At 45.4% G+C, this 25520-nt stretch carries 25 protein-coding genes; 9 read left to right on the forward strand and 16 right to left on the reverse strand.

The genetic code is table 11. From position 1 onward, the window contains the following. Positions 1-171 precede the first annotated feature (171 nt). A complete protein-coding gene (locus tag GXP69_RS18075) occupies positions 172-909 on the forward strand; it encodes a glycosyltransferase family 2 protein (protein ID WP_163916896.1) in 738 nt (245 codons plus the stop codon). Here the strand turns inward: GXP69_RS18075 and GXP69_RS18080 are convergent. After that, on the reverse strand, positions 897-2345 hold the full coding sequence (locus GXP69_RS18080) for a hypothetical protein (RefSeq protein WP_163916898.1): 1449 nt from the start codon (positions 2343-2345) through the stop codon (positions 897-899). The two genes, GXP69_RS18075 and GXP69_RS18080, sit on opposite strands and share 13 nt — an antisense overlap. Positions 2346-2645: 300 nt before the next feature. Between GXP69_RS18080 and GXP69_RS18085 the strand changes: the two genes are divergently transcribed. After that, positions 2646-2885, forward strand: a complete 240-nt coding sequence (locus tag GXP69_RS18085) for a hypothetical protein (protein WP_163916899.1) — start codon at positions 2646-2648, stop codon at positions 2883-2885. A 5-nt stretch (positions 2886-2890) separates the two neighbouring features. On the opposite strand, the gene recG is transcribed toward GXP69_RS18085, so the two are convergent. From recG to mutY, 5 genes are all read right to left on the reverse strand, one after another. Further along, positions 2891-4987 carry an ATP-dependent DNA helicase RecG gene (gene recG, locus GXP69_RS18090; RefSeq protein ID WP_163916901.1) on the reverse strand — a complete coding sequence of 699 codons (2097 nt, stop codon included), beginning with the start codon at positions 4985-4987 and terminating at the stop codon, positions 2891-2893. Positions 4988-5164: 177 nt separating this feature from the next. Next, positions 5165-5785 (reverse strand): gliding motility lipoprotein GldD, encoded by a 621-nt coding sequence (gldD, locus tag GXP69_RS18095; RefSeq protein WP_163916903.1) that lies wholly within the window; start codon positions 5783-5785, stop codon positions 5165-5167. Next, positions 5745-7106, reverse strand: a complete 1362-nt coding sequence (gene gldE / locus GXP69_RS18100; protein ID WP_235925823.1) for a gliding motility-associated protein GldE — start codon at positions 7104-7106, stop codon at positions 5745-5747. The genes gldD and gldE overlap by 41 nt, the downstream gene beginning before the upstream one ends. 25 nt (positions 7107-7131) lie before the next feature. Further along, entirely contained in the window at positions 7132-7599 is a 468-nt protein-coding gene (locus GXP69_RS18105) for a single-stranded DNA-binding protein (RefSeq protein WP_163916905.1), read from the reverse strand. Between the two features lie 103 nt (positions 7600-7702). After that, on the reverse strand, positions 7703-8791 hold the full coding sequence (gene mutY / locus GXP69_RS18110) for an A/G-specific adenine glycosylase (protein ID WP_163916907.1): 1089 nt from the start codon (positions 8789-8791) through the stop codon (positions 7703-7705). A gap of 315 nt (positions 8792-9106) precedes the next feature. On the opposite strand from mutY, the gene GXP69_RS18115 reads away from it, so the two are divergent. The 3 genes from GXP69_RS18115 to GXP69_RS18125 all read left to right on the forward strand — a co-directional run bounded on the left by GXP69_RS18115 (position 9107) and on the right by GXP69_RS18125 (position 12153). After that, positions 9107-9412, forward strand: coding sequence for an HU family DNA-binding protein (locus tag GXP69_RS18115; RefSeq protein WP_007655567.1), 306 nt, complete (start codon positions 9107-9109; stop codon positions 9410-9412). Positions 9413-9480: 68 nt separating this feature from the next. Next, positions 9481-10347: a tetratricopeptide repeat protein gene (locus tag GXP69_RS18120; RefSeq protein ID WP_163916908.1), complete on the forward strand. Its 867-nt coding sequence runs from the start codon at positions 9481-9483 to the stop codon at positions 10345-10347. Between the two features lie 210 nt (positions 10348-10557). Next, positions 10558-12153 carry an Rne/Rng family ribonuclease gene (locus GXP69_RS18125; RefSeq protein ID WP_163916910.1) on the forward strand — a complete coding sequence of 532 codons (1596 nt, stop codon included), beginning with the start codon at positions 10558-10560 and terminating at the stop codon, positions 12151-12153. A gap of 66 nt (positions 12154-12219) precedes the next feature. Here GXP69_RS18125 and GXP69_RS18130 read toward each other — a convergent pair whose 3' ends face one another. Next, positions 12220-12891: a porin family protein gene (locus tag GXP69_RS18130; RefSeq protein ID WP_204282091.1), complete on the reverse strand. Its 672-nt coding sequence runs from the start codon at positions 12889-12891 to the stop codon at positions 12220-12222. Positions 12892-12966: 75 nt separating this feature from the next. Here GXP69_RS18130 and gldB point away from each other — a divergent pair, with 75 nt between their 5' ends. Together gldB and GXP69_RS18140 are read left to right on the forward strand one after the other, a co-directional pair. Then, positions 12967-13959, forward strand: coding sequence for a gliding motility lipoprotein GldB (gene gldB / locus GXP69_RS18135; RefSeq protein ID WP_163916912.1), 993 nt, complete (start codon positions 12967-12969; stop codon positions 13957-13959). An 18-nt stretch (positions 13960-13977) separates the two neighbouring features. Beyond that, positions 13978-15177 carry a glycosyltransferase family 4 protein gene (locus tag GXP69_RS18140; protein WP_163916914.1) on the forward strand — a complete coding sequence of 400 codons (1200 nt, stop codon included), beginning with the start codon at positions 13978-13980 and terminating at the stop codon, positions 15175-15177. Between the two features lie 2 nt (positions 15178-15179). Here the strand turns inward: GXP69_RS18140 and GXP69_RS18145 are convergent, their stop codons facing one another. Further along, a complete protein-coding gene (locus GXP69_RS18145) occupies positions 15180-15680 on the reverse strand; it encodes a YdeI/OmpD-associated family protein (RefSeq protein ID WP_163916916.1) in 501 nt (166 codons plus the stop codon). 124 nt (positions 15681-15804) lie between these two features. Here GXP69_RS18145 and GXP69_RS18150 point away from each other — a divergent pair, with 124 nt between their 5' ends. Continuing rightward, positions 15805-18627: an outer membrane beta-barrel protein gene (locus tag GXP69_RS18150; RefSeq protein ID WP_163916918.1), complete on the forward strand. Its 2823-nt coding sequence runs from the start codon at positions 15805-15807 to the stop codon at positions 18625-18627. Positions 18628-18778: 151 nt separating this feature from the next. Here GXP69_RS18150 and GXP69_RS18155 read toward each other — a convergent pair whose 3' ends face one another. From GXP69_RS18155 to GXP69_RS18185, 7 genes are all read right to left on the reverse strand, one after another. Next, positions 18779-19474, reverse strand: a complete 696-nt coding sequence (locus GXP69_RS18155) for a hypothetical protein (protein WP_163916919.1) — start codon at positions 19472-19474, stop codon at positions 18779-18781. 175 nt (positions 19475-19649) lie between these two features. Further along, positions 19650-20579: a PepSY domain-containing protein gene (locus GXP69_RS18160; RefSeq protein ID WP_163916922.1), complete on the reverse strand. Its 930-nt coding sequence runs from the start codon at positions 20577-20579 to the stop codon at positions 19650-19652. 132 nt (positions 20580-20711) lie between these two features. Then, positions 20712-21395 (reverse strand): endonuclease III, encoded by a 684-nt coding sequence (gene nth / locus GXP69_RS18165; protein ID WP_163916924.1) that lies wholly within the window; start codon positions 21393-21395, stop codon positions 20712-20714. Between the two features lie 18 nt (positions 21396-21413). Then, positions 21414-21644 carry a hypothetical protein gene (locus tag GXP69_RS18170; RefSeq protein WP_163916926.1) on the reverse strand — a complete coding sequence of 77 codons (231 nt, stop codon included), beginning with the start codon at positions 21642-21644 and terminating at the stop codon, positions 21414-21416. Continuing rightward, positions 21619-22221 (reverse strand): RNA polymerase sigma factor, encoded by a 603-nt coding sequence (locus GXP69_RS18175; RefSeq protein WP_163916928.1) that lies wholly within the window; start codon positions 22219-22221, stop codon positions 21619-21621. Before GXP69_RS18175 ends, GXP69_RS18170 begins: the two co-directional genes overlap by 26 nt. Positions 22222-22653: 432 nt before the next feature. Then, positions 22654-23031, reverse strand: a complete 378-nt coding sequence (locus GXP69_RS18180; protein WP_163916930.1) for a group III truncated hemoglobin — start codon at positions 23029-23031, stop codon at positions 22654-22656. Positions 23032-23199: 168 nt separating this feature from the next. Then, positions 23200-23532 (reverse strand): hypothetical protein, encoded by a 333-nt coding sequence (locus GXP69_RS18185; protein ID WP_163916931.1) that lies wholly within the window; start codon positions 23530-23532, stop codon positions 23200-23202. A 506-nt stretch (positions 23533-24038) separates the two neighbouring features. Here GXP69_RS18185 and GXP69_RS18190 point away from each other — a divergent pair. Further along, positions 24039-25310, forward strand: a complete 1272-nt coding sequence (locus GXP69_RS18190; RefSeq protein WP_163916934.1) for an MFS transporter — start codon at positions 24039-24041, stop codon at positions 25308-25310. Positions 25311-25368: 58 nt separating this feature from the next. On the opposite strand, the gene GXP69_RS18195 is transcribed toward GXP69_RS18190, so the two are convergent. Continuing rightward, complete coding sequence (locus GXP69_RS18195; RefSeq protein WP_163916936.1) at positions 25369-25491, reverse strand: 30S ribosomal protein THX; 123 nt, start codon at positions 25489-25491, stop codon at positions 25369-25371. Between the last annotated feature and the right edge of the window lie 29 nt (positions 25492-25520).

A 25520-nucleotide genomic window follows, 5' to 3' on the forward strand; every position in this document is an offset into this window, starting at 1 on the left:
TTTATAGTTTGGAAAGGCTTCTTCTTAGTGAGGGAGCCTTTTCTTTTTCACAGAAGGTGATTTTGCCGGCTTTCGGAGTATCTGTTACTAAAATTTACAAGCCTTAAACCAAAACAACGGCGCATTTTACGTATTGATATAGGCGTTAGAAACAGTGTTTAGATACAAGCTATGAAAGTAACCTGCCTTATACCTTGTTTTAATGAGCGTGAGCGGATTGCCCAGGTGGTAAGCGTTATAGCTAGTACAAGATTTATAGAGCAGGTTATATGCGTAGATGATGGCTCCGTAGATGGCACTGCGGATTATATAGAAGAACATTGGCCTAAAGTGGAGGTGCTGCGTTTAACAGCCAACAAAGGCAAAACAGAAGCTATAAGACATGGTCTGCAGTTTGTGCGGCACAATACCTTACTTATGATGGATGCCGATCTCCAGGACCTGCGCAAAGATGAGCTGGAAGCTGCTCTGGAAGCTTACCGCAACTATACTGTTGTGGATATGATCATCATGCGACGCATAAACTCCCCGTGGTTTGTGAAATGGTATCGTAGCGATGTGCTCCTCTCTGGCGAGCGTATCCTGCAGACTGCAGACCTGAAACAGGTCTTAAGACAGAAGCTGAAATGCTACCAGCTGGAGGTGGCAATAAACCGCTACATGCTGCGCCACAAAAAAGTAGTTCGCTGGATGCCATGGTCCGCCATGAACACCTATAAGGTGGATAAGCTGGGCGTACTGGATGGCTCCCGGAAAGAGTTTAAGATGTATGTAGATATCGTAAACTATGTCGGTTTTTCGCATATGTGCCTGCAGCTGGCATCATTTACCAAAAGACTAAAGCATTACCCTGAAGCAAATCATATCAAGAAGCAGTCGCAGCTATACCTTAAAAACTATTTTAGTTGAATATGATATAGTTTAAGGCTGGCATCGCGCTTCTTAGGGCGTACTACCACGCTTACATCTTTATCTGAGAACCAAGCTGTAAAGTCTTTTACATAAGCCAGTTCTTTGTCGTTGGCTACATTCAGGCGAACTCCTTTTGGTTCGCTGGTTTGGCCGGTTTTGGTGTCAATCTGGCGCAAATACAGGTCGTATTTTCCGTTTAACTCTTCCAGCGTAAGCAGGCTCAGGGTTTTACCGTTCAGGTAAGCACTGTATGAAATTCCAGAGAAGGCATCTTCGGCAGGGGCCTCCTGGTGTTTCATAAGCACTGAATTCCAGTCTGCACCCATGTATTCGGTATAGGCGAACAGCAGCATCTCTTTTGCGAAGTAGGGCGATGATTTTCCGCCCATCGTATATTTCTTCTCTGCCAGCACAAGCAGCTTGTCGTCGTCTGTTTTAAGAAGGTCTGTCAGGTAAATATCCGAAAAGCGCTTTGGCTTGTTCTGGTCCGTCTTGTTCAAATCGTTTACTTTACCTAAAAAGTCAGCGGTGAACCTGAATTCGTCAGCAAATACCATGTCCTCGTTCTCAAAATCAAACTTTACAGCTTTCAGACTATGGTATAAACCTGAGGCTTCTTCAGCAGTTATTACAGCACCGTATAGTTGGTTGTCGGCCATCAGCTTAAACCGGGAATCCATAATGTAAACTTTCCTGCCATCAAATACGCCTCCTACCAGCACACTCATCACTTTTGCCTTCGGGTCATTAGGAGTGTAGCGGCGCACCGTCAGTCGGTTCATGTTGTCGGAGATCAGGCTTATGTACTGGTCACCGTTATTGCTTACCTGTATATCTACAGATAAAATATCGCGCAAGTCGTTCAGGTTATAGTTTACGTCTTTTAATTTAGCCAGCCTGCCATCGAACAAGGATCCGTTTATACTTCTTATCTTATAGTTGCTATCGGATTTAAAGTCATAAACCAGTAACCTGGAGCCATCCTGCGAGAACGCTACGCCTGGCTCGCGATTTGTAACCGGGCTTTCTAATAATACCTGCTTATTTTTCAGTGCACCGCTTGCCAGGTCAATGTAGTAACCGTATAGTTGCTGGTTTGCTCCGTCTTTCTGATATGCTACTACCATGGCCGCATCTTTGGTAGTATAAAATGCATATACCGTTTGCGCATTGGTAAGCGGAATCACGGTGCTCCACTGCTGCTTTAATCTGGCCTGATATTTTTCTACAGCATAGCTGCCATCTGCCTTGCGGCTCAGAATGACAAATTCCTCGGGGCCTGTTGGGATGGTTTTGTTTGTGATTCGCTGGTTATACCTGTCTTCTGAGAGATCCGGATGATACTCGAATGGCATTGTGCCACGGGTTCTGGATTGGGCTATAGTTGTTGCGCTCAGCAATGAAAGAACAAGGATAAAAAGCAGGGTTCTCACAGGTAAAAACAGTTTAGTTATCTCAAACTTAAACTATAGCTCCAGATTTACCAAGAGATTTTTTTCAGTGCTGAAACGAACTATAGCAGATACGCTCTGGCTAATAAAAAATCAGAAGCCTACCTAAAATTCTAAGCTATAGTTGAGTAAGGATGTACTATTATATGATCATGTTGACATGTTTGCTCACAGCTTAAAATAATACATTCGGCAGTATAAACCTATAGTTTACCCAATAGCCACGAAGGGCTGTAACCAGTATAGTTTACACCTTGTAAACCTATTATGACTATGATTTGAATGAAATTTATACTAAAGATTTTATTATTTACAGCACTTTTACTGATAAGCAAATTAACTAAGGAAAACGAACTGGCAACCAGTCCTGCTGAGAGCCCTCAGGTTTTAGTTAGCACAACACAGCATAGTGCACAGGAGCATCTGCCGGTACATAAAACCGGCGGTAATACGCAATTATCCACAGATGTGCCTGATAAACCTGTAAAGAATTTATTAGCGAAACCGGCAATTATAGAGTAGGGATATTAACTGATACGACTCCAGTTTACAGTATTAGCGCTCAACGACTGAATATGCCTGCGGATATTATGATGCTCGGGCTTTTCCAGTTGTGAGTCGTCCTGTAATATTCTTTGTGCAGCAGCACGCGCTTCCTGAAGTATCGGTGCATCTTTAGCAAGGTCTGAGATGAGTAGATCAAGCACACCGCTTTGCTGTGTACCCATCAGGTCTCCGGGTCCACGTAACTTCAGATCTATGTCGGCAATCTCAAATCCGTTATTGGTGCGCACCATGGTTTCCAGGCGGGTTTTGCTGTCTTTGCTGAGTTTGTAGCCTGTCATGAGTATACAATAGCTTTGCTCGGCGCCACGGCCAACGCGCCCACGCAATTGGTGCAACTGCGACAACCCGAACCTTTCAGCACTTTCTATGATCATAACTGAAGCATTTGGTACGTTCACACCTACTTCAATTACAGTTGTAGCCACCATAATCTGCGTCTCGTTCTTCACAAAGCGCTGCATTTCGTAATCTTTATCCTGTGCTTTTAGCTTGCCGTGCACCATACTTACCTGGAACTCCGGAAAAGCCCGCCGTATGCTTTCGTAGCCGTCCATCAGGTCTTTATAGTCCATGCCTTCCGATTCTTCTATCAGCGGGTAAACCACATACACCTGGCGGCCCAGGTTTATCTGGTCGCGCACAAACTGGAAAACACGCAAACGGTGGGAGTCAAATCGGTGAGATGTAATGATCTCCTTACGGCCAGCCGGCATTTCATCTATCACCGATACATCCAGGTCGCCATAAAGTGTCATGGCCAGCGTTCTCGGTATAGGGGTGGCGGTCATGACCAACACATGCGGAATAACACGCGGGTTCTTACGCCATAGTTTGGAACGTTGCTCCACGCCAAAACGATGCTGCTCATCAACTATACACAAGCCCAGGTTATGGAACTGTACCACATCTTCCAGCAAGGCATGTGTGCCCACGATCATTTTCATCTCGCCGGAGCGAAGCTGCTCGTGCAGCTCACGGCGCTCTTTAGCTTTGGTAGAGCCGGTTAGTTTACCAATTTTTATACCCAAGCGGTCGGCAAATGCCTTTAATCCGGTATAGTGCTGGTCTGCCAAAATCTCGGTAGGGGCCATTAATACTGATTGCGCTCCGTTATCAGCAGCTATCAGCATGGTAATAAAGGCAACTATAGTTTTGCCGGAGCCCACATCACCCTGCAGCAAACGGTTCATTTGTTTGCCCGATGTCAGGTCGGTGTAGATTTCCTTGATGACTCTTTTCTGCGCACCCGTCAGGTCAAAAGTCATGTGGTTCTTGTAGAACTCAGTTACGGTTGGCACCTGCTTAAAAACCTGCCCGGCCAGGTCCGCGCGACGCACAAATTTCTGACGTAGCAGGCGCAGTTGCACGTAAAAAAGCTCTTCAAACTTAAGCCTGAACTTGGCTGCATTATACTTCTCTACCGATTCCGGAAAGTGGATATTCTGCAATGCACTACGCTTGTCGGTGAGGCGATAATGGTCAATAAGGTCAGGGGAGAGGGTTTCCTGTATGTTGGGAGCCGCAATTTTCAGTAGTGTCTCGATGTACTTCGAGATCACTTTGCTGTCGATGCGGTGAGCTTTTAGTTTCTCTGTTGTATTGTAAACTGGCTGCAGGAAAGCTGTAGTTTGTTTTACCTCGCTCAGTTCTTCCAGCTCGGGGTGGGCCATGCTAAACTTACCGTTAAACTCCGTCGGCTTCCCGAAAACGATATAGTCGGTGTGGTTCTTCAGGCTTTTTTCCATCCACTTCACCCCCTTAAACCATACCAGCTCCAACTCGTCGCCGGCTTCGTCTACCAATGTAGCGGCCAGGCGCTGTTTACGCCCTTCGCCCAGGAGCTGTTTCCCCCGCACACGCCCGCGTACCTGCACATAAGGCATGCTTTCCTCTAGTTCAGCAACACGGTAAAACTGAGTGCGGTCTAAATAGCGGAAAGGGTAATGCTGGATCAGGTCGCCGTAAGTATACATGTTCAGCTCCTTCTGCAACAGCTCAGCGCGCTGCGGCCCAATCCCTTTCAGATACTCGATCTTGGTATGGAAGAAGTTGCTCAAAACCTATGGGTGTGAATTAGGAATTATGAATGAGATAAAGATACTGATTTTGTCTGAATCAGGATTTGTGGGATGACCTCACCGTGTCTTTAAGACCTGTGAGCGTCTTACTAACTGTAGCAAAAAAACACTCACAGGTTTGTTAAACGCTGTGAGGTTTAAACCAGCAATCAGCAATTATTTGCCTTCCTGCCACTTTAACGTGTTTAACATGTGCACTACATCACGTTTTATAAATTCGATAACAGGAGCCAATGAATCGTTTTGGGTGGCGGTGCGGAAATAGAGGGCGCCACGCAGGAAATGTTTGGTTGAATCGGTTACGTAAAACTGAAACTGGCTTGGTACTTCGCCTTCAAGCTCAAAAACAGAGGCCATGTCGCCGGTTGGGGTTCGGATTTCGGTTTCTTCTATAGAGTAGGCTTTAATCTGGTGCTTGCCGGTTAGTTTACGGGCATCTTCTACCATATCATTCAGCATCTTGTCGCTGCCTTGCAGATCCTTATAAGTTAGCTGCACATCGGCGCCCAGGTTTGGGTAGATAATGTGTATCCAATGCGGCTCCGCAATCATGGAGGAATCGGGGCGCACTTTGGCATGGCTAGAATACTCGAACGAATACGGGTAGTCGGCTTTAAGCGGCTGGTAAGTCTGTTCCGGAAGATCGATGCGGTTATAGCCTTTTGGTTTTGGGATATACTCCGTACCACATGATGCAACTAAAAGTGCCAGGGCAAACCATAGCCCGAATTGTAGTTTAGTCCACTTTGTGGTAGCGCTTCTTTTTACTTCCGACATTTATTTTTACTCGTTTTACGCGTTTGCTATCCGCAGATTCTATAGTGAAATGGAAATGGCCGTAGTTTATAGTTTCGCCCGGCTTTGGTATACGTGAGAAAAGTGCCAGCATCAATCCGGCCACCGACTCGTTTTCTCCTTTAACTTCATTAAAAGCATCGAACGGAACTTCTGTGATTTTGCAGAAGTCGTGCAGCGATGTTTTGGCGTCAAAGATAAACGTATTTTTATCTAACTGAGAATAGATGATCTCGTCGTCGTCAAACTCATCGTTTATTTCGCCTACGATTTCTTCAACTATATCTTCCAAGGTAAGCAGGCCGGTTGCATTGCCAAATTCATTCATCACAATGGCCATGTGCACGTGCTTGTTCTTGAAATCTTCAAACAGGTCGGCAATGCGTTTATTGTCTGGCACCAGAAAAGGTTCGCGCAATAGTTCCTGCCAGTTAAAGTCAGGCCCTCTATCCAGGTAAGGCAACAGGTCTTTTACGTATAGTATGCCTTCAATCCTATCGGTGTTCTCGGTATAGACCGGCACACGGGAATAGCCCCACTTGGTAATTTCAGGCAGGAGCTCGGGCAAGGTCATCGATGATCGGAAAGCAACTATATCCACTCTGGGGCGCATGATCTGCCGAACGGTAATAGAGCCGAAGTTTACCACACCGCGCAGAATACGTCGCTCTTCCGGAGAGGTGTCTTCGTTCGTAAGGGCTACGTCCAGACTATACTTTAACTCCTGTACCGTCTGGTTATAGTTGCGGGTGCCATACTTACGATCCAGCCAGCTGTTTATGGCCATCAACAATTTAGCAAGCGGCTGCACGAGCGGCTCAACTATAGTTATTGCGGGAGCCGTACGACGGGCTATCGTTACTGGGTTTTTATGGGCGTATACCTTTGGAAGCACCTCACCACAAAATACGATCAGAAACGTGGCAAACAACGTGCAGCCTGCCAGTTCCCAGAACTCCAGCATCCCGAAAAGCAACCAGGCAAAGTAAGCAAACAGGGTGATGATGCTTACATTAATGCCGTTGTTGATGATGAGTAAATGCGTGAGCAGCTTGCGCGGGTCTTCTAGCAGTGCTGTAATGCGTTTGTCAGAAGGGTGAGTGCCGGCTTTGAGGTTAGCCAGGTCTTTCTCCTGCAACGAAAAAAAAGCTGCTTCCGCCCCTGATGTAAGGGCAGAAAGCAGCAAAAGGATAGTACAGCCAACTATAGCTGCGATATATTCAATCCTGAGTAAAGCAGATGTATTTTGTAAGAACTGCAGTAAACTATAACTCAGGGGGTCTCCAGGATCTAAACTTCCCAAAATGTAATGTTTTAGTTAAACATAATTAGAACGGCAGGTCGTCCGGCTCGTCGTTTTGAGCAACGCCGGCTGCAGCAGTGCTGCCACCACCAAAACTACCAGCAGCTGCAGCAGTATTGCCGCCTTGGTAATTGGTGCCACCTTCCGATGATCCGCCCTCTCCACGACCGCCAAGCATAGTCATGTTATCTGCTACAATTTCTGTAGAGTAACGCTGAACGCCTTCTTTGTCCTGGTATTGGTTTGTGCGAATCTTGCCTTCTACAAATACAGACTGACCTTTGCGCAGGTATTTTTCTGCTACTTCGGCCAAACCGCGCCACAAAACAATGTTGTGCCACTCGGTTTTTTCCTGGCGCTGGCCGGTTTTGTCTTTAAATGTTTCGGAGGTTGCCAGCGGGAAACGGGCTACTGCCACACCGCCTTCTAAATGTCGTACTTCAGGGTCTTTGCCCAGGTTTCCGATAAGGATTACTTTGTTTACACTTGCCATGCTTACTTTTGTTAAATAGTTAATTGAATTGGGCTACTCCGACAACCAAGCCGGAGGCAATATGGCTTACTGAACTACAAATTTAGAAGTTTATTAGTTCAGTTTATAAATGTAGTAAAATCTTCTCATCTTTCAAATAGTTATTTATCAAAATTGGCTTCGGAATTTCATCGATTTCTGTGGGCGTATAAAGCGCCAGGCGTGTTTCCTGCTCCACTTCAGGTTTCAGCTTTTCGGTGAGGTGTATCAGGTAAAATTTAGCTGTTATTTTCTGATGGCTGAGGATGTGTTTATACTCTTTACGGGGAGGTTGCAATTGTTCCGCTGCAACGGGTATGCCTGCTGCGTTAAGCTCCTCCAGTAACGCTTCCGTTGCCAGTGTTTTATCTGTGCTTTCAAATAGGTAAAAGTCGTAAAGCCCTTGCCAGATATCGCCTTCCAGGCGCTTGCGCATATAGTATTGGCCCTGCCAGCTAAAAACTAAATAATGGAAATAACGCGGTCGTGCCGCTTTAGCCTTCGATTTTACCGGTAGCTCCTGCACCAGGCCGTGCGTAAAGGCAAAGCACTGTTGCTGCAGGGGGCAAAAAAGGCAGTCTGGCATAACTGGCGTGCACTGTATGGCGCCAAACTCCATAATGGCTTGGTTGTAAGTATCTGGTTCATCGGCAGGCACCAGTTCGTTCGCCTGCTCCTGAAACACTTTGCGTGATGCCGGTAGTGCAATGTCCTCTGAAATTCCAAACACGCGTGACAGCACCCGGAAAACGTTGCCATCCAAAACGGCTACCTGTTCTTTAAAGGCGAAAGCTGCAGTAGCTGCGGCCGTATAGTTGCCTACACCTTTCAATTTCAATAGCTCGCTATAGTTATCCGGGAAGTTGCCGCCATACTCCTGCACAATCTGCCTGGCTGTGTGGTGCATGTTGCGTGCCCGTGAGTAGTAACCCAGCCCTTGCCATAGTCGCAAAACTTCATCTTCAGGGGCGGCAGCCAGATCCTGAACGGTAGGGTAAGTTTCTGTAAACTTATTGTAGTAGGGCAGGCCCTGGTTTACGCGCGTCTGTTGCAGAATTACTTCTGAAAGCCATATAAAATAAGGATCGGTAGTGGCTCGCCAGGGTAAATTTCTTTTATGCCGGTTGTACCAGTTAATCAGTGTTTGGGCGAAGTAAGGAGCCTGTTTAGCCATGAGTGGGTAGCTGCAGATACTAAAAGTAGAACTGTTAAAGTTATTGTTTTGTTGTGATACCTGAATCAGGCGGCGCTTTATGTAAAGTTTGTACCTGCGCCGGCATATGGATCTGTTTTGCTCTTGCAGGCAGTGTAATTAATTGAGTAGGTGATGATAACAGGGGATAATTTATACTTAATAATTTAAGCGTAAAACTTTTACATCTCGAAAAGTAAAATTACCTTTGTGCCCCGAAAATTACGGATGAAGTGCAATTATTGCCTTTTTATATTGGGAATTTAACATATCTTAAAATTTATAAAACTTAAAAAAGTGACTAAAGCAGAAGTAATATCAGAGATTGCTGATAAAACAGGGATTGATAAGGCTGATGTGCAATCAACTATCGAGGCTTTCTTTAAAGTTGTAAAAGACTCTATGGCTGATGGTAACAACATCTATGTGAGAGGTTTTGGAAGCTTTGTAAATAAAAAGCGCGCCAAAAAGGTAGCTCGTAACATTTCTAAAAACACTTCGATCATCATCGATGAACATTTTATCCCGAGCTTTAAGCCATCTAAAACGTTCATTGCCAAGATCAAAAACAGCAAAAAGATTAAAGAACTGGCTCATTCTTAATTCTTTCGTATCTTTGCGGACTGAATTCTGATACTTTTATCTTTACAACCAACTAAATTTTTATAGAAATGACACGTAACCAGCTTATTATAGTTATAGTGGCCATTGCCCTGATCGCAGGTATTTTCTTTCTGCCAAAGGTGGTTGTAAACGATAAAGAAGATAAGCTTGCCGCTAACGGTGCCGAAAGCACGCTGCCAGAAGGCCACTCTGCTGATGATGGGCATGACCATGGTACAGGAACCGGTGCTACAACTTCCGACCCACATACCAAGGCTACACCTGAGCAGCTGATGGAACTGGCAACTATAAGAACCCGCTACAATAAAGCTACCGAAACGCAGCAGCGCACACTGCTTGCCGGCGAACTAGCCCAGGCTTATGCTTCGGCTGGTAGATATGATAGCGCCGGTTATTATTTTGAGACCGTAGCACAGGCAAGACCAGGCGAGCGTGCTTACCGCAGAGCTGGTGATAATTACTTCGAAGCATTTACTTATGCTGCATCGCAGGAGCGTGCTGCAGAACTGGGAACCAAGGCGCGTGCCATGTATGAGCAGGTGTTAAAAAACAACCCTGCCGACCTGGATGCAAAAACAAACGTAGCCATGACCTATATTGCCAGCTCCAGCCCAATGCAGGGTGTAACGATGCTGCGCGAAGTAATTGCTGCTGACCCGAACAACCAGAAAGCCCTGTTTAACCTGGGGATACTTTCTATACAGTCTGGGCAGTATGATAAAGCGGTTGGGCACTTCCAGAACCTGGTAAAAGCTAACCCGGCACACGTAGAAGGTAATTTCTACCTGGCTGTATCGCTGGCTGAGACCGGGCAGAATGAAGAAGCAAAGGCCTTGTTTAACAAGGTGAAAACAATGAGAGATGATCCGGCGCTGGCTGCCTCAGTTGATGAGTACCTGGCCCGACTTCAATAATTAAAAGAGATTATCCACAAATAAAAAAACTCCAAGACTATGCCTTGCGGAAAGAAAAGAAAAAGACATAAGATCGCTACGCACAAGAGAAAGAAGCGCCTGAGAAAAAACAGACATAAGAAGAAGTAATTTCTTCTGCGTTTCAGGGAGCCCACTTTGCAACCGCAATGTGGGCTTTGGTCTATACATCCACTAAATCTTTGAGAGAAATTGAGTAATGAACTAATCATCAATTCTACTCAGGATGGAGAACGCATTGCACTCTTACAGGATAAACGCTTAGTAGAATACCACTACGAGCGAAAAGATACCAACTACATTGTTGGCGATATCTTTCTTGGTACTGTAAAGAAAGTAATGCCAGGCCTTAATGCTGCCTTTATTGATATTGGTTACCAGAAAGATGCATTCCTGCATTATCATGATCTGGGTGCCAATATTAAAACACTTAATAAGTTTGTTAAGGTAGCACAGACTCAGAAGAACGCAACGCCAAAACTAAACCAGTTAAAATTTGAACCAGAGATAGACAAACTGGGCAAAATAGCTGATGTGCTCAAAAAAGGACAGCAGCTGTTGGTGCAGATTGTTAAAGAACCTATCTCAACAAAAGGGCCACGCCTATCCTGCGAAATTTCCCTTGCAGGTAGATACCTGGTACTCGTGCCGTTTTCAAACACGGTAAGTGTATCTAAAAAAATCGTTAGTAAAGATGAACGCACCCGTTTAAAACGCCTGATCACGTCGATCAAGCCAGAAAACTTTGGTGTTATCATCCGCACGGTGGCCGAAGGGCGTGATGTGGCAGAACTCGACAGAGACCTGCGTAACATGCTCACTAACTGGGAAGATGGTTTTAAGACGTTGAAAACAGCAAAGCCTTGCGACAAAGTAATAGGCGAGCTTGGCCGTTCTTCTTCCATTTTGAGGGATTTGCTAAACGAAAGTTTTGACAATATAGTAGTGGACGATGTCCAGCTCTATGATGAGATCAAAACATACATCGGCAGTATTGCACCGGATAAGATAAAGATCCTGAAGCAGTACACCGGCAAAACCAAGACCTTTGAACACTACCACATCGAGAAACAGCTAAAGGCTGCTTTCGGGAAAACAGTTACAATACCAGGCGGCGGATACCTGGTAATTGAGCACACCGAAGCACTGCATGTAATTGATGTAAACAGTGGGAATAAATCTAATACCGAAACCGATCAGGAGGCTACGGCTCTGAACGTAAACATGATGGCAGCCCGCGAAGTGGCCCGCCAACTACGTCTCCGGGATATAGGTGGTATCATAGTGGTTGACTTTATTGATATGAAGTCGCCGGAAAACCGCCAGAAAGTATATGAGGTTGTAAAGGAAGAATTAAAGAGAGACCGATCAAAATCTACAGTTCTCCCAATCTCTAAATTTGGCCTGATGCAGATAACGCGTCAGCGTGTAAGGCCGGAACAAAACATTGTAACCGGAGAAGTTTGCCCAACTTGCGGCGGCACCGGAAAAATATCGGCCAGTATACTGGTAACAGATGAAATTGAAGCAGCTGTAGACGACCTGCTTGTGAGCCACAACCACAAAAACTTAACTATTTACCTGCACCCGTTTGTGTACGATTACTATACAAAAGGACTTATTTCGAAACAGGTTAAATGGTTCTTTAAGTATTTCAGGTGGGTGAGCCTCGTAAAAGATACTTCGCTTGGCATTACCGACTTTAAGGTGATGGATGACCGTGGCGAAGAAATAGAATTGCGCACCGCTTTAGCAGAGGAAAGCATTGTGCAGGAAAAAGAAGATTAAACTATAAAAGAAGAGCCGCTCAGGATATTTCCAGAGCGGCTCTTTTGAGTTGCTATAGTTTGCAGCTTAGAACTTAACGCCAACATCTAATGAAACGCCGTTGTTCTTAAGGGATATATTTTTATCGCCGAGCAATTTGCTATAGTACTTGTTGTCTATATCAGAAAGGCCGCGGTGGTAGGTAAGGCCTGCAAAAAGCTTGGTGCTCTCGCCGAACTGAAATTCGGTTCCTCCGCCCAGCATTACTGCCGCCTCAAAAATGTTGAAGCGCTTAGACGTTTTCTCGCCATCAATCACTTTTCTATCATTTACCTTAGCAGCAACTTTGGTGTTGAGCGAGCCGCCTACCTGGAAGTATAAAATAGTTTGAGGTGCTATTTCGTTGGTAAAGAGCTTAAGGGTTAATGGCAGTTCTATATACTGGATGGCAATATCGTCCTTACCCTGTGTGTTGATGCTGCTGCCGTTTTCGTCGCGGGTATAGTTATAGCTGATCTCACTGCCTTTGCTACGGTACACAAGGCCGGTACTGAAGGCATAATTCTGAGCAAAAAAGTAATCGGCTACCACACCCACACCAAGGCGCAGGTTATTGTTTTCTTTCTCGAAGTTATACCTATCTTCGGCAATAAAACGGTTGCCCGATATAGTTGGCGATACCATTAAACCTATTTCTACCTGAGCTGCTGCGCCATATCCGAAGCACAAAAACAGGAATAAAAATGTGAGTTTCTTCATTTGTATAAGTGTTTGTAATGTTCACGTTTCCTTACTACGCAGGAACCTTCTATTTTTGTACAAAAATAAACAGTAATGTCATATAGAATAGTATATATAGCCTTAGTTCTTTTTTTAGTTGGCTGCAGCAGCAATACCTGCGAGATACCAAAAGAGATTGACCGCATTCCGATTGAAGTAACTATAGAACGGCTTGAGAAAGACTTTTTTGATATTGAAGACAAACAGGAAGTCAAAAAGTTTCTGAACGAACACCCGCTTTTTGCTGAAAAGTTTCTGCAGGCCAGTAACTATCCTAACGATTCTATTCTTGTGAATTCCTTGTACGGGCTGGCTACCAATCCGTCGCTCGACTCGCTTGCACGCCAGGCCATGAAAACCTTTGGCGACATGGAGCAGGAAAAGGAGCAACTGGAAGTAGCGTTTAAGGTTATCAAATATTATTACCCTGATTTCCAGCCACCACGTGTACAGACATTTGTAACCGGTCTGAGCCAGGATTTAATGGTATCGGATAGTCTGGTGCTGTTTGGGTTGGAGTTCTTTATAGGAAAGGATGCCCTGTATCGTCCTCAGGTGTATGAGTATATCTTGAATCGTTACGAAAAAGAATACATGGTGCCGGCTGCAATTCTGCTGCTCTCCAATAAGTATAACAAGACCAATCTGGCAGACCGCAACATGCTGTCTGAGATGATAAATGCTGGTAAGGCGTACTATTTTGTGCAAACCGCGATGCCGTGCACACCGGAGCATACTATAATTGGCTACAGCGATCAGGAAGTTGCTGATATTTACCACAACGAAGGCCGCATTTGGGCTCATTTTATTGAAAAGAGCCTGCTTTATGAAAAGAACCCTTTCCTGATACAAAAGTATACCGGCGAGCGCCCTAATACACCTGAAATTGATGCGAAAGCGCCAGGTAGGCTCGGTGCCTGGGTAGGTTGGCAGATCGTGAAGAAGTATATGGAACGTAACCCATCAGTAACACTCCCTGAGCTGATGGCGGAAACGGACTACAAAAAGATTTTTAACGAGTCGAAATATAAACCGGAGAAGCGCTAATCCTTTCCGGCTCCCCTGATGCGCATCTCTATCCTTCATCAGCACCACGCTAACCCCGATTGTCCTGCCACGTGCAGGCAATATACCTTTATGGAGCAGCTGGCGAAGCGGCATCGCATTACGCTGGTAGCTACCAATGCCTGGCGTGCCTTGCGTATGCAGCGCAACTATAGTTGGGTACCTGATGGTGTAGAGCTGCATGAATGTAAGGTAGCTTATGCGAACAAAATGGGTGTACTGCCCAGGCTGGTATCGTTTGTGGCTTTTGCGGCTTGTTCTTTTTTTAAACTGATGCGCTTGCCTAAAGCAGATGTGATGTGGGCGGTGTCGGTGCCACTGTCGGTGCCTTTTGTTATCGCACAGGTGGCAAGGTTAAGGCGGGTGCCGTGGGTGTTTGAAGTGCAGGACTTGTGGCCGAGCTTCCCGATAGAGATGGGCGCAGTAAAATATAAGTGGCTGCAGAACCTGCTTTACCGGATGGAGCTATCGCTCTATAAACAGGCTTCGCACATCATTACCCTCTCACCGGACATGACGGCTTATGTAATTGCCAAAGGCATTGATCCGGCCAAAGTTTCCACTGTTCTGAATGGCACCGATGTTGAGCAGGCAAGCGCTGTAACAGAAGCTGAAGTAGAAGCTATCCGGGCAAACTATAAGCTGCACGACAAGCAGATTGTATTGTATGCGGGCACCTATGGCCGTGCGAACGACATCCCAACTATCATGCGAACTATAGAACTGCTGACAAACAACCCAACTATAGTTTTTGTGCTGGCCGGCACTGGTTACTACGAGCCGCAACTACAGGCGCTGGCGCAACGCGTACCGAATCTTATCCTGCTTAAGCCTCAACCCCGCGACCATGTTTTTACGCTGTTTAAGCTAGCTGATTTGTCGTTGGTGACGTTTAACGACTTGCCTGTGCTGCGCTCTAACTCACCCGCCAAATTTTACGATAGCCTGGCCTGCGGAACACCAGTTATAGTTACCAACCCAGGCTGGACGAAAGAATTTGTTGAAAACTATAGTTGTGGCTGGTATACACCTGCAGAACAGCCCGCACTATTAGCGCAAACTATAGCACAGGTGCTGAGTGAGTCGGAGCAACTTGCAGTAGCAGGAGAGAGGGGCGCAACTATAGCCCGCCAGCTATTCGACAGAAACAAACTAGTGAAGGATGTAGAAACTATCCTTAAGCGTGTAGCTGATCAGTAAGCTTATTTAGCGAGTATATCCCGGAGAGAGGCCTTGCCTGCAGGCAGTTGTTTCAGATTATTTACCAATAGCAGTGCCCTGTCGATGCGAAGCTGGCTACTTTTAACGTCGGCCACATACGTGATGAGGTAACGCTGTTTACCAGGCGGTAGTAACTCAAACATGCGCTTCCCTTCATCATCTTGTGCGAATAGTTCGGCTAACTCTTCCGGAATATTTACCCCAAACTCACTGTTGTCTGGCTTCAGCCTCACCCGTACTTCATCGCCCGGTTTTAAATTCAATTGCTTTAACCGTGCATTGTTGATACTGATGTAGCCGCTTCCTCCACCCAAGGCCACTAACCCACCCTGGAAAGTTAGCTTATCATTTAAGGTGCAGAGTAGTCTTATCTTAAACTTACCGCCTAACTGCTGTACCACATCTGGCAGCACTTCAATATAAGGTCCCGGCAGGTGCGGAAGCTTACTGATGCGGGTGCTATAGTTTATAGTTGGGTGCATGTAGGTCGGATGATACTGTCATAAAAGCTCATAAAAATATGCAGTTTATCCTATATTTATAAACCTAAATTCATATCTTGAAGCGAAATGGTGCTAATTAAGTACCATACGCTAAAGTTTACCTATGAAAACAAAACGAACTACAACTCTACTTAAAGTAGCACTTTCTGCTATAGTTTTAATCACCTATTTTACATTCCCGCAGGTAGCATTGGCTCAGAGCCAGAAAGGAGAATTAAGAGGCTCCCTGACTGATGCTGAAACAAAAGAAGCATTGCCGTATGCCACTGTTGCTGTTTACACAGCACAGGACACAGTAATGGTTACCTTCCGGATGAGCGACGATAAAGGAAACTTTAAAGTACCGGGCCTGCCCCTAAACCAGCAATTGCGAGCCGTCATTACCATGGTCGGCCTAAAGGTTTACCGCAAAGAGTTTACCCTGACAGCAGATAAGCTCACGGAAGACCTTGGCCAGATCAAAATGGAGCAATCGTCGAGCATGCTGGGGGAAATTGTAGTGGTGGCCGAGATACCACCGGTGCTGGTTAAGAACGATACACTTGAGTTTAACGCATCCTCTTTCAAGACACTGCCTACTGCATTGGTGGAAGACCTGCTGAAAAAGCTGCCGGGCGTGGCTGTTGATGGCGGAGGTAATATTACGGTTAACGGTAAAACTGTACATAAGATACTGGTAGATGGGAAAGAGTTCTTTGGCAGCGACCCTAAAATTGCCAGCCGTAACCTGCCTGCCGATGTAATTGAAAAAGTACAGGTAATGAACGACCCCGAAGTACTGCGCCGTGACCCCGACATGCCTGTAGGTGAAATACCACAGGTAATAAACCTGACTTTTAAAAAGGGCATCAAGAAAGGAACATTCGGCAAAGTGTATGGCGGTGCCGGAACAGACGGCAGGTACGAAGGCGGAGGTATTCTGAATGCTTTCCGGGATACCATGCAGATAAGCGTGCTGGGCTACTCCAACAACCTGAACCGGCCAGGCTTTGGCATGAGTGATATGCGAAGAATAGGCGGCTTTGACCGGAGCGGTATGAACAGCATTATGATGATGAGTAATGGAGGCTATGCGATTAACGGTATCGGCTTCGGGGGCATGGGAGAAGGAATCCAGCAATCATCGGGGGGCGGTGCTAACTTTAACACGGTTACCAAAAATGGCATAAAACTAAACCTGCAATACTTTTATGGCGGCATCCAGGATGAACTGAACCAGATCATCAACACAAGGCAGTCGCTGCAAAACGACACACTGAATACCCTGCAGCGAAAAGATAAAAGTGGCAACAGCAATAAACACCAGCTTGGTGGTAAACTGGACTGGAAGCTAAACTCGCTCACGGACCTCAGTTTTACGCCGAGCTTATCTTTTACCAACAGCTTCACTAACCTGGGTGAATTTACAGATACCCACAAGGGAACTACCGGGCCTGTGAACACAGGTATTAACGATACAAGGCAGGAAGATGAAGCAGCAAGCTTATCCGGGAATTACGCTTTGAACCGGCGCTTCGCTAAAAAGGGGAGAATCTTTAACCTGAACGGTACTTACGATTACGCAAAAGTGCTGCAGGACAAGTACAGCCTGGCCCGGAACAGCTTTTTTGAGCCACAACCCAGAACTACAGAACAAGACCAGTACCGGGATAACAACCGGTATAGTTTAGGTATTAAAAACGCTGTTTCCTTCACAGAGCCGATCATAAAGGACCTGAGCGCAGTTTTCAGGCTTAACTCTGAGTATTTTAACGATGAAAATACAATAAGCGCTTTCTCACGGAATCCTGAGACCAATTATTATGATCTTCCTGAAGATGATCTATCGACACAGTTCGACCGCAAAGGGTGGAGAAACTATATTACTACCGGCCTGAAGTGGAAAGTAGGCAAAGTAACCGTACAACCTTCAGTTCGTTTTACGGCGCTAACTATAGAAAGCGATTTCAGGGAGCGTGCCCCGATCGAGCAGGATTACTTTTATATGTTTCCTTCGCTAAACCTGCAGTGGAAGGAGATTTCACTGAGTTACAATGTTGATCTGCGTGAGCCGGATGCGGTTGATCTGCAACCTGTAGTAGATAACACTAACCCACTGTTTATCCGGTACGGCAACACCGAACTGAAACCTACTGTTTCGCATAATGTAAACCTGAGCCTCTACAAGTTCGATATGCAGAAGGGCCTGAACTATAACGTCTTTGTTTATGGTGGCATCAGCAACGATGCCATTACAAGGCAGCGGACAGTGGAAGCCAATGGTGTGCAGGTTACCCGCCCGGTAAACACAGATGGTAACTGGAACCTGAATGGCAGCGCAAGAATCTCGAAGGACTTTAAATATGATTCGTCCAGGAAGATCTCGTTAGGCGCCGGAGTATTTGGTGGTTATAATAAAACGCTTCTTTTACTAAACGGAACAGAGAGTTTTAGCAAGCGCTGGAATATCAGCCCGTCTGTAAACGCCGGACTTAACCTGAACGATAAATTTGAATTTAGCCAGAGCCTGAGGTTTAACATACAAACCAATAATTACGAGCAGGGAGCATTTGCAGCACAAAATGTTATTACTAGAACCTCAGACACAGGCATAGTACTGCGCATGCCGAAAAAGATTGTTTGGGAAGCTAATTTCGAGAGCTGGTATAGTTCCAATACCGTGCCTGGCATACAAAACAACTTTGGCAGGCTGAATGCTGCAGTTATTTTCCTGTTCATGAAGAACGACCGTGCACAACTGAAGCTATCAGTTTACGATCTGCTGGACCAGAATATCAGTGTTTCGCGCATCATCAGGGAAAATATGATTGAAGATTACCAGACGGTAACACTAACCCGCTACGGTATGCTGACCTTTACCTACAACATTCGCAATTTTGGTGGCAAAGTTGGCAGCACCAGCGGCAATACGCTGTTCAGGTTCTAAACTATAGTTGGCTATAGTTTGAGCCATCGTCAAATTTAGGATAATCATTACAAAAAAGCCTGCTGTAACTATAGTTGCAGCAGGCTTTCATATTATAGTTTCTGGCTATTTATTAGCCCGATTTGTAGAGGCGTAAGACCTATAGTTGGTATTACTGTGCTGGTGCTATAGTTTGTCGGTGAGTTTCAGAACTATAGTTTATAGTTTGGCGGTTGCGGTCGGCCCAGTATGCCCAGATAACGAGAAGCCATTGCATTTGTCCGCCCCAGGCTACAGCCTCCATGTTTGGTGGCACCGGACCGAACAGGTTCATGAAGTAAATCACAACCAGAAACACCACCAGCGCCCAGAAACTATAGTTGCCGGTTTTGTTCTTAGCTTTAGTTGTGCGCAGGTATAGCCATAGGCCAACTATAAGCAGCAGCATCTCAAGGGCTATAGTTGCTATAGTTGATGTCCATAAGCCGAGTCCCAGCATTGGCGAATCGCCGGGGTAAAGTGGCAGGTCTGGCATGTGAACGATAAGGTCGATGAGCCAATGGCTTATAACCAGCAAGCCAAGTACTATAGCCGAGCGGGTGTCTTTTCTGATAAGCCAGTACACCAGCCCGAACAGCAAGCCCCAACCCAGCACCAACAGCAAACTATGAGAGATAGGATAGTGGGTAAATTTGAGCGGCACCAACACACCAGGCTCCGGCGCGATTTGCGCATGCTCCATGTTTAACATAAGCAGCGTAGGCCAAAGCAGATCCAGGAACTGCGCTGCCAGGAATAAAGTGCCAAGTGATGGCTTCGGAGCTGCGGCCTTGCCTGCAAGACCAACAGCAAAATGACCTAAGAACATGGGAGTGATGGGTTTTGAAATTTATAGTTTCATTTTTATGCTGGTGCGAGCTTGTAGCTGGTACTCTTTTTATAGCCTGCAAAAGGAAGTGTAGTATGAGCTATAAGCTCGCACCTGCGTGGGACTAGAGTGAGCCTATCGGCTAAAATGTTTACATGTACATGGTTTAACAAAGTCATTCTAGTATGATGATATCATCTGTACGCTTACCGATTATTTCACCAGAATGGGCATTTACAATCAGTTTTATTGACTTATTCCCTACTTTAGGCTCATAAGTTATTTGTTCAAATTCCCATACAATAGAACCAGCATCACTGTCATAGTAAGAATTAGTTCGGGTATAACTATCAATCAATATGCCTTTTTGAGCTATCTCGGTTGCTTGAGCAAGTGAGATAATTTGTGCTTTCTTAGGATTGTTCTTAATATCCGGTAAATCAATCTCTTTCATTAGGTCTCCGCTTTGGTCAAGGGCCAAATTGAAACTGTACAGATTACCTTCACCTTGAGAATCAGTAACCCTAAAGCACAAATTATAACTATAGGGAACATATCCTTCAGCTTTTGCTTCAGGGTTTAGTTCATAAAATCTATTAAGATTTAGAATTTGTCCTCCATTTAATTTAAGCCTTCCATAAAAGCTCTTACCAACTCTTTTTACAAGATGTTGCTTTACCTTTTTTTGTATGTTTTTTGGCAGTTCATCGAAAGAGTATGGTTCTTTAGGAGTGTAATTAGAGTAGCTTATTGTGGGGCAAGTATAATTAGTTACGCTTGTTGCAGGCCTTACTTTTACAATTGGTATGGTGTCATTCATAGTGCTGATATCGTGCCTCCCCGACTCAACATAGTTTTGCCATCGATTCAAAATCTCTACTTGATAAGTAGCGGTGGAGTCATAATCCTTTACATAAAAACGGTATAATCCATTCTCTTTTGACATACCACAATTCACAAACTGGTCATTATTCTTCAGAACTGTACAATAAAGTGGCCCAACTGGCTCTCCTGTTCGCTCATTTACAATTGCAATGCTGAAATATCGTTGGCCGAAAGAAAAAACAGGTAAAATCAAGAAGATTGCTAAAAGAGTTGTTCTCATATTTAGTTTGGCTGCGAAATCTATAAATAAGCGAATTAAGCTATCTAATATAGCCGAAAAACTATATACCAACAAAAAAGCCCACCGCAACTATAGTTACAGCAGGCTTTTATAGTTTATCAGCTCAGCTAATTATATTCCGCCCAGTTTGTTCTCCGGATCATCGGGTATATTCGGGAAGTTTTTCTGGAAGAAGGCGCAGAAATGGGTAAGGGGACATTCTTCGCATTTTGGGCGGCGGGCAATGCAGATGTAACGGCCGTGTAGTATAAGCCAATGGTGTGCTTTGGCAATCAGTTCTTCAGGCAGGTTGCTTACCAGTTCTCGTTCAACTTCCAGCGGCGTTTTTGCTTTCTTATCAACCAACCCTAGGCGCTTGCTAACCCGGAACACGTGCGTATCTACGGCCATAGCCGGCTGGTTCCAGATTACCGAAACGATTACGTTGGCTGTTTTGCGACCTACGCCGGGCAGTTTTACCAGCTCTTCCACGGTGCTGGGCACTTCGGAGTTAAACTGCTCTACCAGCATGCGGCCCAAACCGGCCAGGTGCTTTGCCTTGTTGTTCGGGTACGATATACTTCTGATGTATTCAAATATCTCTTCTGGTGCGGCAGCGGCCAGTGTCTCCGGGGTAGGATAAGCTTCGAAAAGGGCAGGCGTTACCATATTCACGCGCTTATCGGTGCATTGCGCGCTCAGCACAACAGCCAGTATAAGTTCGTACGGGTTGGTATAGGCCAGTTCGGTTTCAGGCTCCGGAAAGTTATTGGTAAAATAATCGATCAGGAGCTTGTAGCGTTCTCGTTTGCGCATAAAAAAAGTTTGCAGTCTTTACGACTGCAAACTTAAGCTTTTTGAGTAATTAAGGATGTTATTTATGGCACGGTCTCCAGGGCTTCTGGTCGCGCCGTCTAATAAATGATGGATCAGCAGGAGATCGGAGCAGCCTTCAGCCAGCTCGTTATCGTGCATTAACGCTACTTCCAGCTGTTCACGGGCATCATCTGCCAATTCGTTATATACATACTGGATAAGCTCATTCTGTGTAGAAGTTTTTATCATACGCAATGTTACTTTTTAGCATCTTCTTCCTGAGGTTGATCAGCGCATAGCGCATACGCCCCAGGGCTGTGTTGATGCTCACACCAGTTGCGTCGGCTATCTCCTGGAAGCTCATGTCGGCGTAATGGCGCATCATAAGTACTTCCCGCTGCGATTGTGGCAGCGTCTGGATCAGCTCGCGCAGACGGGCAAAGGTGTCTTCCTGTATCTGCAGCGACTCGGCAGAGTCGGCGGCAAACGCCAGGGTGTTGAACACATTGCTGCCATCTTCCAGCGTGATCATCGGGCTTCGCTTCTCTTTCCTGAAAAAGTCGATTGCCAGGTTATGGGCAATACGGCATATCCATGACGAGAATTTACCTTCTTCGTTATACCTGCCGCTCTTCATGGTATGGATTGCTTTAATAAAAGCATCCTGCATTAAGTCTTCGGCGATATAAGTGTCTTTCACGATCAACAGGATCGTGGTAAATACTTTGTTTTTGTGTCGGTTTACTAACTGTTCGAACGCATTTTCATTACCTGCGATGTAGAGCGAGACTAAAGCAGAGTCGCTCAGCTGGGTAGTTGTATTCATCGTAAAGCTACATTAGTTTAACGTAGAGCTTTATATCATATTGTGCGCTTTAGAGGTTTTTAAACAGTTTTTATTTGAAGTGTAGTGTCAAATATATGTAATGCTATTTTCCTATGCAACAGGTGTAGCGGCTTTAACCGAAATAAAAATTTAACATCTGGTACACGAACTATAGTTTGCTAAACGTTTAGGCTCCGCTTGCAATAGCTAGTATACGTTAGTAAAATATAAAAGAGTATAACTTAAATTTAATTTATTTTTCCACATATAGTAAGCTGTTGTATACCAATATATTGTATCTTTTGTTTTAGATGTTTTGGGTGCTGGTAAAGCTGCTTTCTAATCTGGTAAGCACATAAAAAACGCCCGTGAAGCAGCCAGGTAAGTGCCGCTCCACAGGCGTATCTATAGTTTTAGGTCTGTTTTTTTATCTTAAACCGCCTGGTAATCTATCAGGCCCAGGCGCATCTGGAAAACCTGGGCAATGCTGGTGGCTTTCTGTTTTATTTCTACGGCCTTTACCCCTTCAAAAAGAGCATCTATAGTTTGGGTAAACAATTCAACCCAGCGGCCGAAGTGCTCACGTTTTATAGGCAGACGCATGTGTTTCGGAAAAGGCTGTCCCTTGTAAGCCATGCTCCCGAACAGTACCGTGCTCCAGAAATTATACATCAGTGGCAGGTGGTGCTCCCAGTCTATCTTCGCAAAATCATTGAACACCGGCCCCAGCAGCTCGTCCTGATTTACGTGGTCATAAAAGGTGTCTACCAATAGTTTTATATCGTCTTCGTTTTCAATGTCGCGTTTCATTTATGCTGCTCCTGGCTTTACTATAGTTTTAAAAACTGCAAGTATAAGGCGGCCGGGGCGGGGATAAAATGATATTGGTCAACATCAGGCAGTTAAACTATAGCGCATAAAAAAATCCTTCGGGGAGTTACGGCTCCGGCGAAGGATTCTTGTTTTAAAGTAAAGTTTTTATCCGCGACTATATTTTTTTAAACGGTTAAGAATAAGCAGTATTCGTCGGTTAATATCCCGTTCTTCTACGGGCTTGCACTGTGCCGAAATATCGGTTGGCTTTTGTAGTTTCTGTTCCAGTGCCTGCAGGTGGGCCAGGTAGCACTCCAGTGTGGTGCACGATACATTTTTAAGGGAGTCGTCGTTCTGGGTGACAGCGCTTTTAATATTTATAGCTTTGGCTATTTCAGCATTTATCAGCTTTGTTACTTCAGCGCTTGTTGTAATTTCCTGCTGGCTCACCTTCTTCTCAATGTTCCCTAATAAACTTCTGATGTCCAGTAATTCCATAGTGTCGAATCTAAAATTGTAAAATAGTATAAAGGTAGTATGCCCCTTTGCTCCTGTAGCGCATTGCCAGAAGCATACCAGTTAAACCCAAATGGTCTTTGTTTACATTTTGTCTTTTGCGTGCGCCTCTAAACAGGATCCTGAAGAAATGCGATACAGGCACACAGACAGAAAACGGAAGCTGTTGCTGAGGAATAATGTCCCGCTCTCTAAAAAGTTATACCTCTTAGATAAGAGGAGTGTTACAGTAAAGTTGTTGAAAAAGTGTTAAGAGGCTCTTCTTGCTTGTAAGGTGTTGTAAACCAGAGGGTAATTATTTTTTGGGTTGATCAGGAAGCAAAAATGTTAAAATTGGTCTTTCTGCTAAATGCACAATTGATAGAACTGCCGGCAATAAAATACCACAGATGCTAAAAACACACTATGGCGCTGCTTACCTTTGCTTTTAGTTAGTTGGTGCCAGGGCACCGAACTATAGAAACTTTAACCCTTTTGCAGGTATAAAAATGGAAGGTAAGCCAGGGGGCAAAACTATAAAACACGACCCGTATGCCGTGCTGCGGCTGCCGGAGTTCAGGTTATACATTTCGGCACGTTTGTGCATTACGCTGGCCATGCAGATTCAGGCTGTTATAGTTGGCTGGCAGATCTACGATATTACCAAAGACCCCTTGTCACTGGGGCTCATCGGGCTGGCCGAGGCTATTCCGTCTATAGTTGTGTCGTTATACGCCGGTTACCTGGCCGACATTGTGCCGCGCAAAAAGATCATTATGGTGGTGGTAGCGGTGCTGATGCTGTGCTCGCTGGCCCTGCTCTATTTTACGCTGGATATGAGCCAGGCCATAGCTGTTTTTGGTGTATTGCCGGTTTACGTGGTTATTTTTATCAGCGGAATAGCACGTGGCTTTATGAACCCCGCTGTTTTCTCGTTTATGCCGCAACTGGTTACGGGTAAGCAACTATACGCTAATGCCATTACCTGGAGCAGTACTACCTGGCAGGCGGCGTCGCTGGTTGGCCCGGCAATAGGTGGCCTGGTATATGGGTTTTATGGTATTACCGCTGCCTACGCTACGGATGCTGTGCTGGTGTTTTTGTCGCTGGTATCGTTTGCGCTGATCGGGGCTAAGCCGCTGCCGGAAAATGTGAACCCGCAAAACCTGAAAGAGAGTCTTCGATCAGGGCTGAAGTTTGTGTTTGGTAACCAGGTTATCCTGAATGCCATTTCGCTGGATATGTTTGCTGTGCTGTTTGGTGGGGCGGTGGCGCTGTTGCCTGTTTTTGCATCTGATATTCTGAAAATCGGACCACAGGGGCTTGGCTTCCTGCGTGCTGCGCCGGCTATAGGCTCTGTAACGATGGCCGTCTGGATGGCTTACCACCCGATAACGGTGCAAGCCGGTAAAAAAATGTTGTGGTGCGTGGCCGGCTTTGGCCTGAGCCTGATCCTGTTTGGCTTCTCTACCAGTTTCTGGTTTTCGCTTGTTATGCTGATTTTGAGTGGCGCTTTTGATAGCATCAGTGTCATTATTCGTTCTACATTAATTCATACGCTTACCCCAGAGTATATGAAAGGTCGTGTATCGTCGGTAAACAGTATTTTTATTGGGTCGTCGAACGAGATCGGGGCATTCAGGGCAGGCGCCATGGCTAGTTGGCTGGGTGCAGTGCCATCAGTAGTGCTGGGTGGTTTTATTACGCTGGGTGTAGTTGGTATAACCGCCTGGAAAGCAGATAAACTCCGCAACCTGGACCTGGAACCACAAACAGCATAGCTATAAAAAACAGAAGCGGCATTACATTTTCTGTAATGCCGCTTCTGACTGTCGCTGTCTACTCTTCTGCCTTTTGCTTTTCAGTAGTTGCTGCAGCTTTGTGAGGTTTGTGTCGGCGTCTGTTACCGTAGCTGCCTTTCGCAATTTTGCCTCTTCTGGATTTTTTATCTCCTTTTCCCATAATCAGTTTTAGTTAGCATTTAGTTTATG

It is taken from the genome of Pontibacter burrus (assembly GCF_010686685.1).
Lineage (GTDB): Bacteria > Bacteroidota > Bacteroidia > Cytophagales > Hymenobacteraceae > Pontibacter > Pontibacter burrus.

Excerpts from the sequence above, each read along its gene's own strand:
- GXP69_RS18075 (WP_163916896.1), top strand. The coding sequence starts at position 172 with ATGAAAGTAACCTGCCTTATACCTTGTTTTAATGAGCGTGAGCGGATT.
- GXP69_RS18085 (WP_163916899.1), top strand. The coding sequence starts at position 2,646 with ATGAAATTTATACTAAAGATTTTATTATTTACAGCACTTTTACTGATA.
- gldD (WP_163916903.1), bottom strand. The coding sequence starts at position 5,785 with ATGTCGGAAGTAAAAAGAAGCGCTACCACAAAGTGGACTAAACTACAA.
- GXP69_RS18105 (WP_163916905.1), bottom strand. The coding sequence starts at position 7,599 with ATGGCAAGTGTAAACAAAGTAATCCTTATCGGAAACCTGGGCAAAGAC.
- mutY (WP_163916907.1), bottom strand. The coding sequence starts at position 8,791 with ATGGCTAAACAGGCTCCTTACTTCGCCCAAACACTGATTAACTGGTAC.
- GXP69_RS18120 (WP_163916908.1), top strand. The coding sequence starts at position 9,481 with ATGACACGTAACCAGCTTATTATAGTTATAGTGGCCATTGCCCTGATC.
- GXP69_RS18130 (WP_204282091.1), bottom strand. The coding sequence starts at position 12,891 with ATGAAGAAACTCACATTTTTATTCCTGTTTTTGTGCTTCGGATATGGC.
- gldB (WP_163916912.1), top strand. The coding sequence starts at position 12,967 with ATGTCATATAGAATAGTATATATAGCCTTAGTTCTTTTTTTAGTTGGC.
- GXP69_RS18140 (WP_163916914.1), top strand. The coding sequence starts at position 13,978 with ATGCGCATCTCTATCCTTCATCAGCACCACGCTAACCCCGATTGTCCT.
- GXP69_RS18145 (WP_163916916.1), bottom strand. The coding sequence starts at position 15,680 with ATGCACCCAACTATAAACTATAGCACCCGCATCAGTAAGCTTCCGCAC.
- GXP69_RS18150 (WP_163916918.1), top strand. The coding sequence starts at position 15,805 with ATGAAAACAAAACGAACTACAACTCTACTTAAAGTAGCACTTTCTGCT.
- GXP69_RS18155 (WP_163916919.1), bottom strand. The coding sequence starts at position 19,474 with ATGTTCTTAGGTCATTTTGCTGTTGGTCTTGCAGGCAAGGCCGCAGCT.
- GXP69_RS18160 (WP_163916922.1), bottom strand. The coding sequence starts at position 20,579 with ATGAGAACAACTCTTTTAGCAATCTTCTTGATTTTACCTGTTTTTTCT.
- nth (WP_163916924.1), bottom strand. The coding sequence starts at position 21,395 with ATGCGCAAACGAGAACGCTACAAGCTCCTGATCGATTATTTTACCAAT.
- GXP69_RS18170 (WP_163916926.1), bottom strand. The coding sequence starts at position 21,644 with ATGATAAAAACTTCTACACAGAATGAGCTTATCCAGTATGTATATAAC.
- GXP69_RS18175 (WP_163916928.1), bottom strand. The coding sequence starts at position 22,221 with ATGAATACAACTACCCAGCTGAGCGACTCTGCTTTAGTCTCGCTCTAC.
- GXP69_RS18180 (WP_163916930.1), bottom strand. The coding sequence starts at position 23,031 with ATGAAACGCGACATTGAAAACGAAGACGATATAAAACTATTGGTAGAC.
- GXP69_RS18185 (WP_163916931.1), bottom strand. The coding sequence starts at position 23,532 with ATGGAATTACTGGACATCAGAAGTTTATTAGGGAACATTGAGAAGAAG.
- GXP69_RS18190 (WP_163916934.1), top strand. The coding sequence starts at position 24,039 with ATGGAAGGTAAGCCAGGGGGCAAAACTATAAAACACGACCCGTATGCC.
- GXP69_RS18195 (WP_163916936.1), bottom strand. The coding sequence starts at position 25,491 with ATGGGAAAAGGAGATAAAAAATCCAGAAGAGGCAAAATTGCGAAAGGC.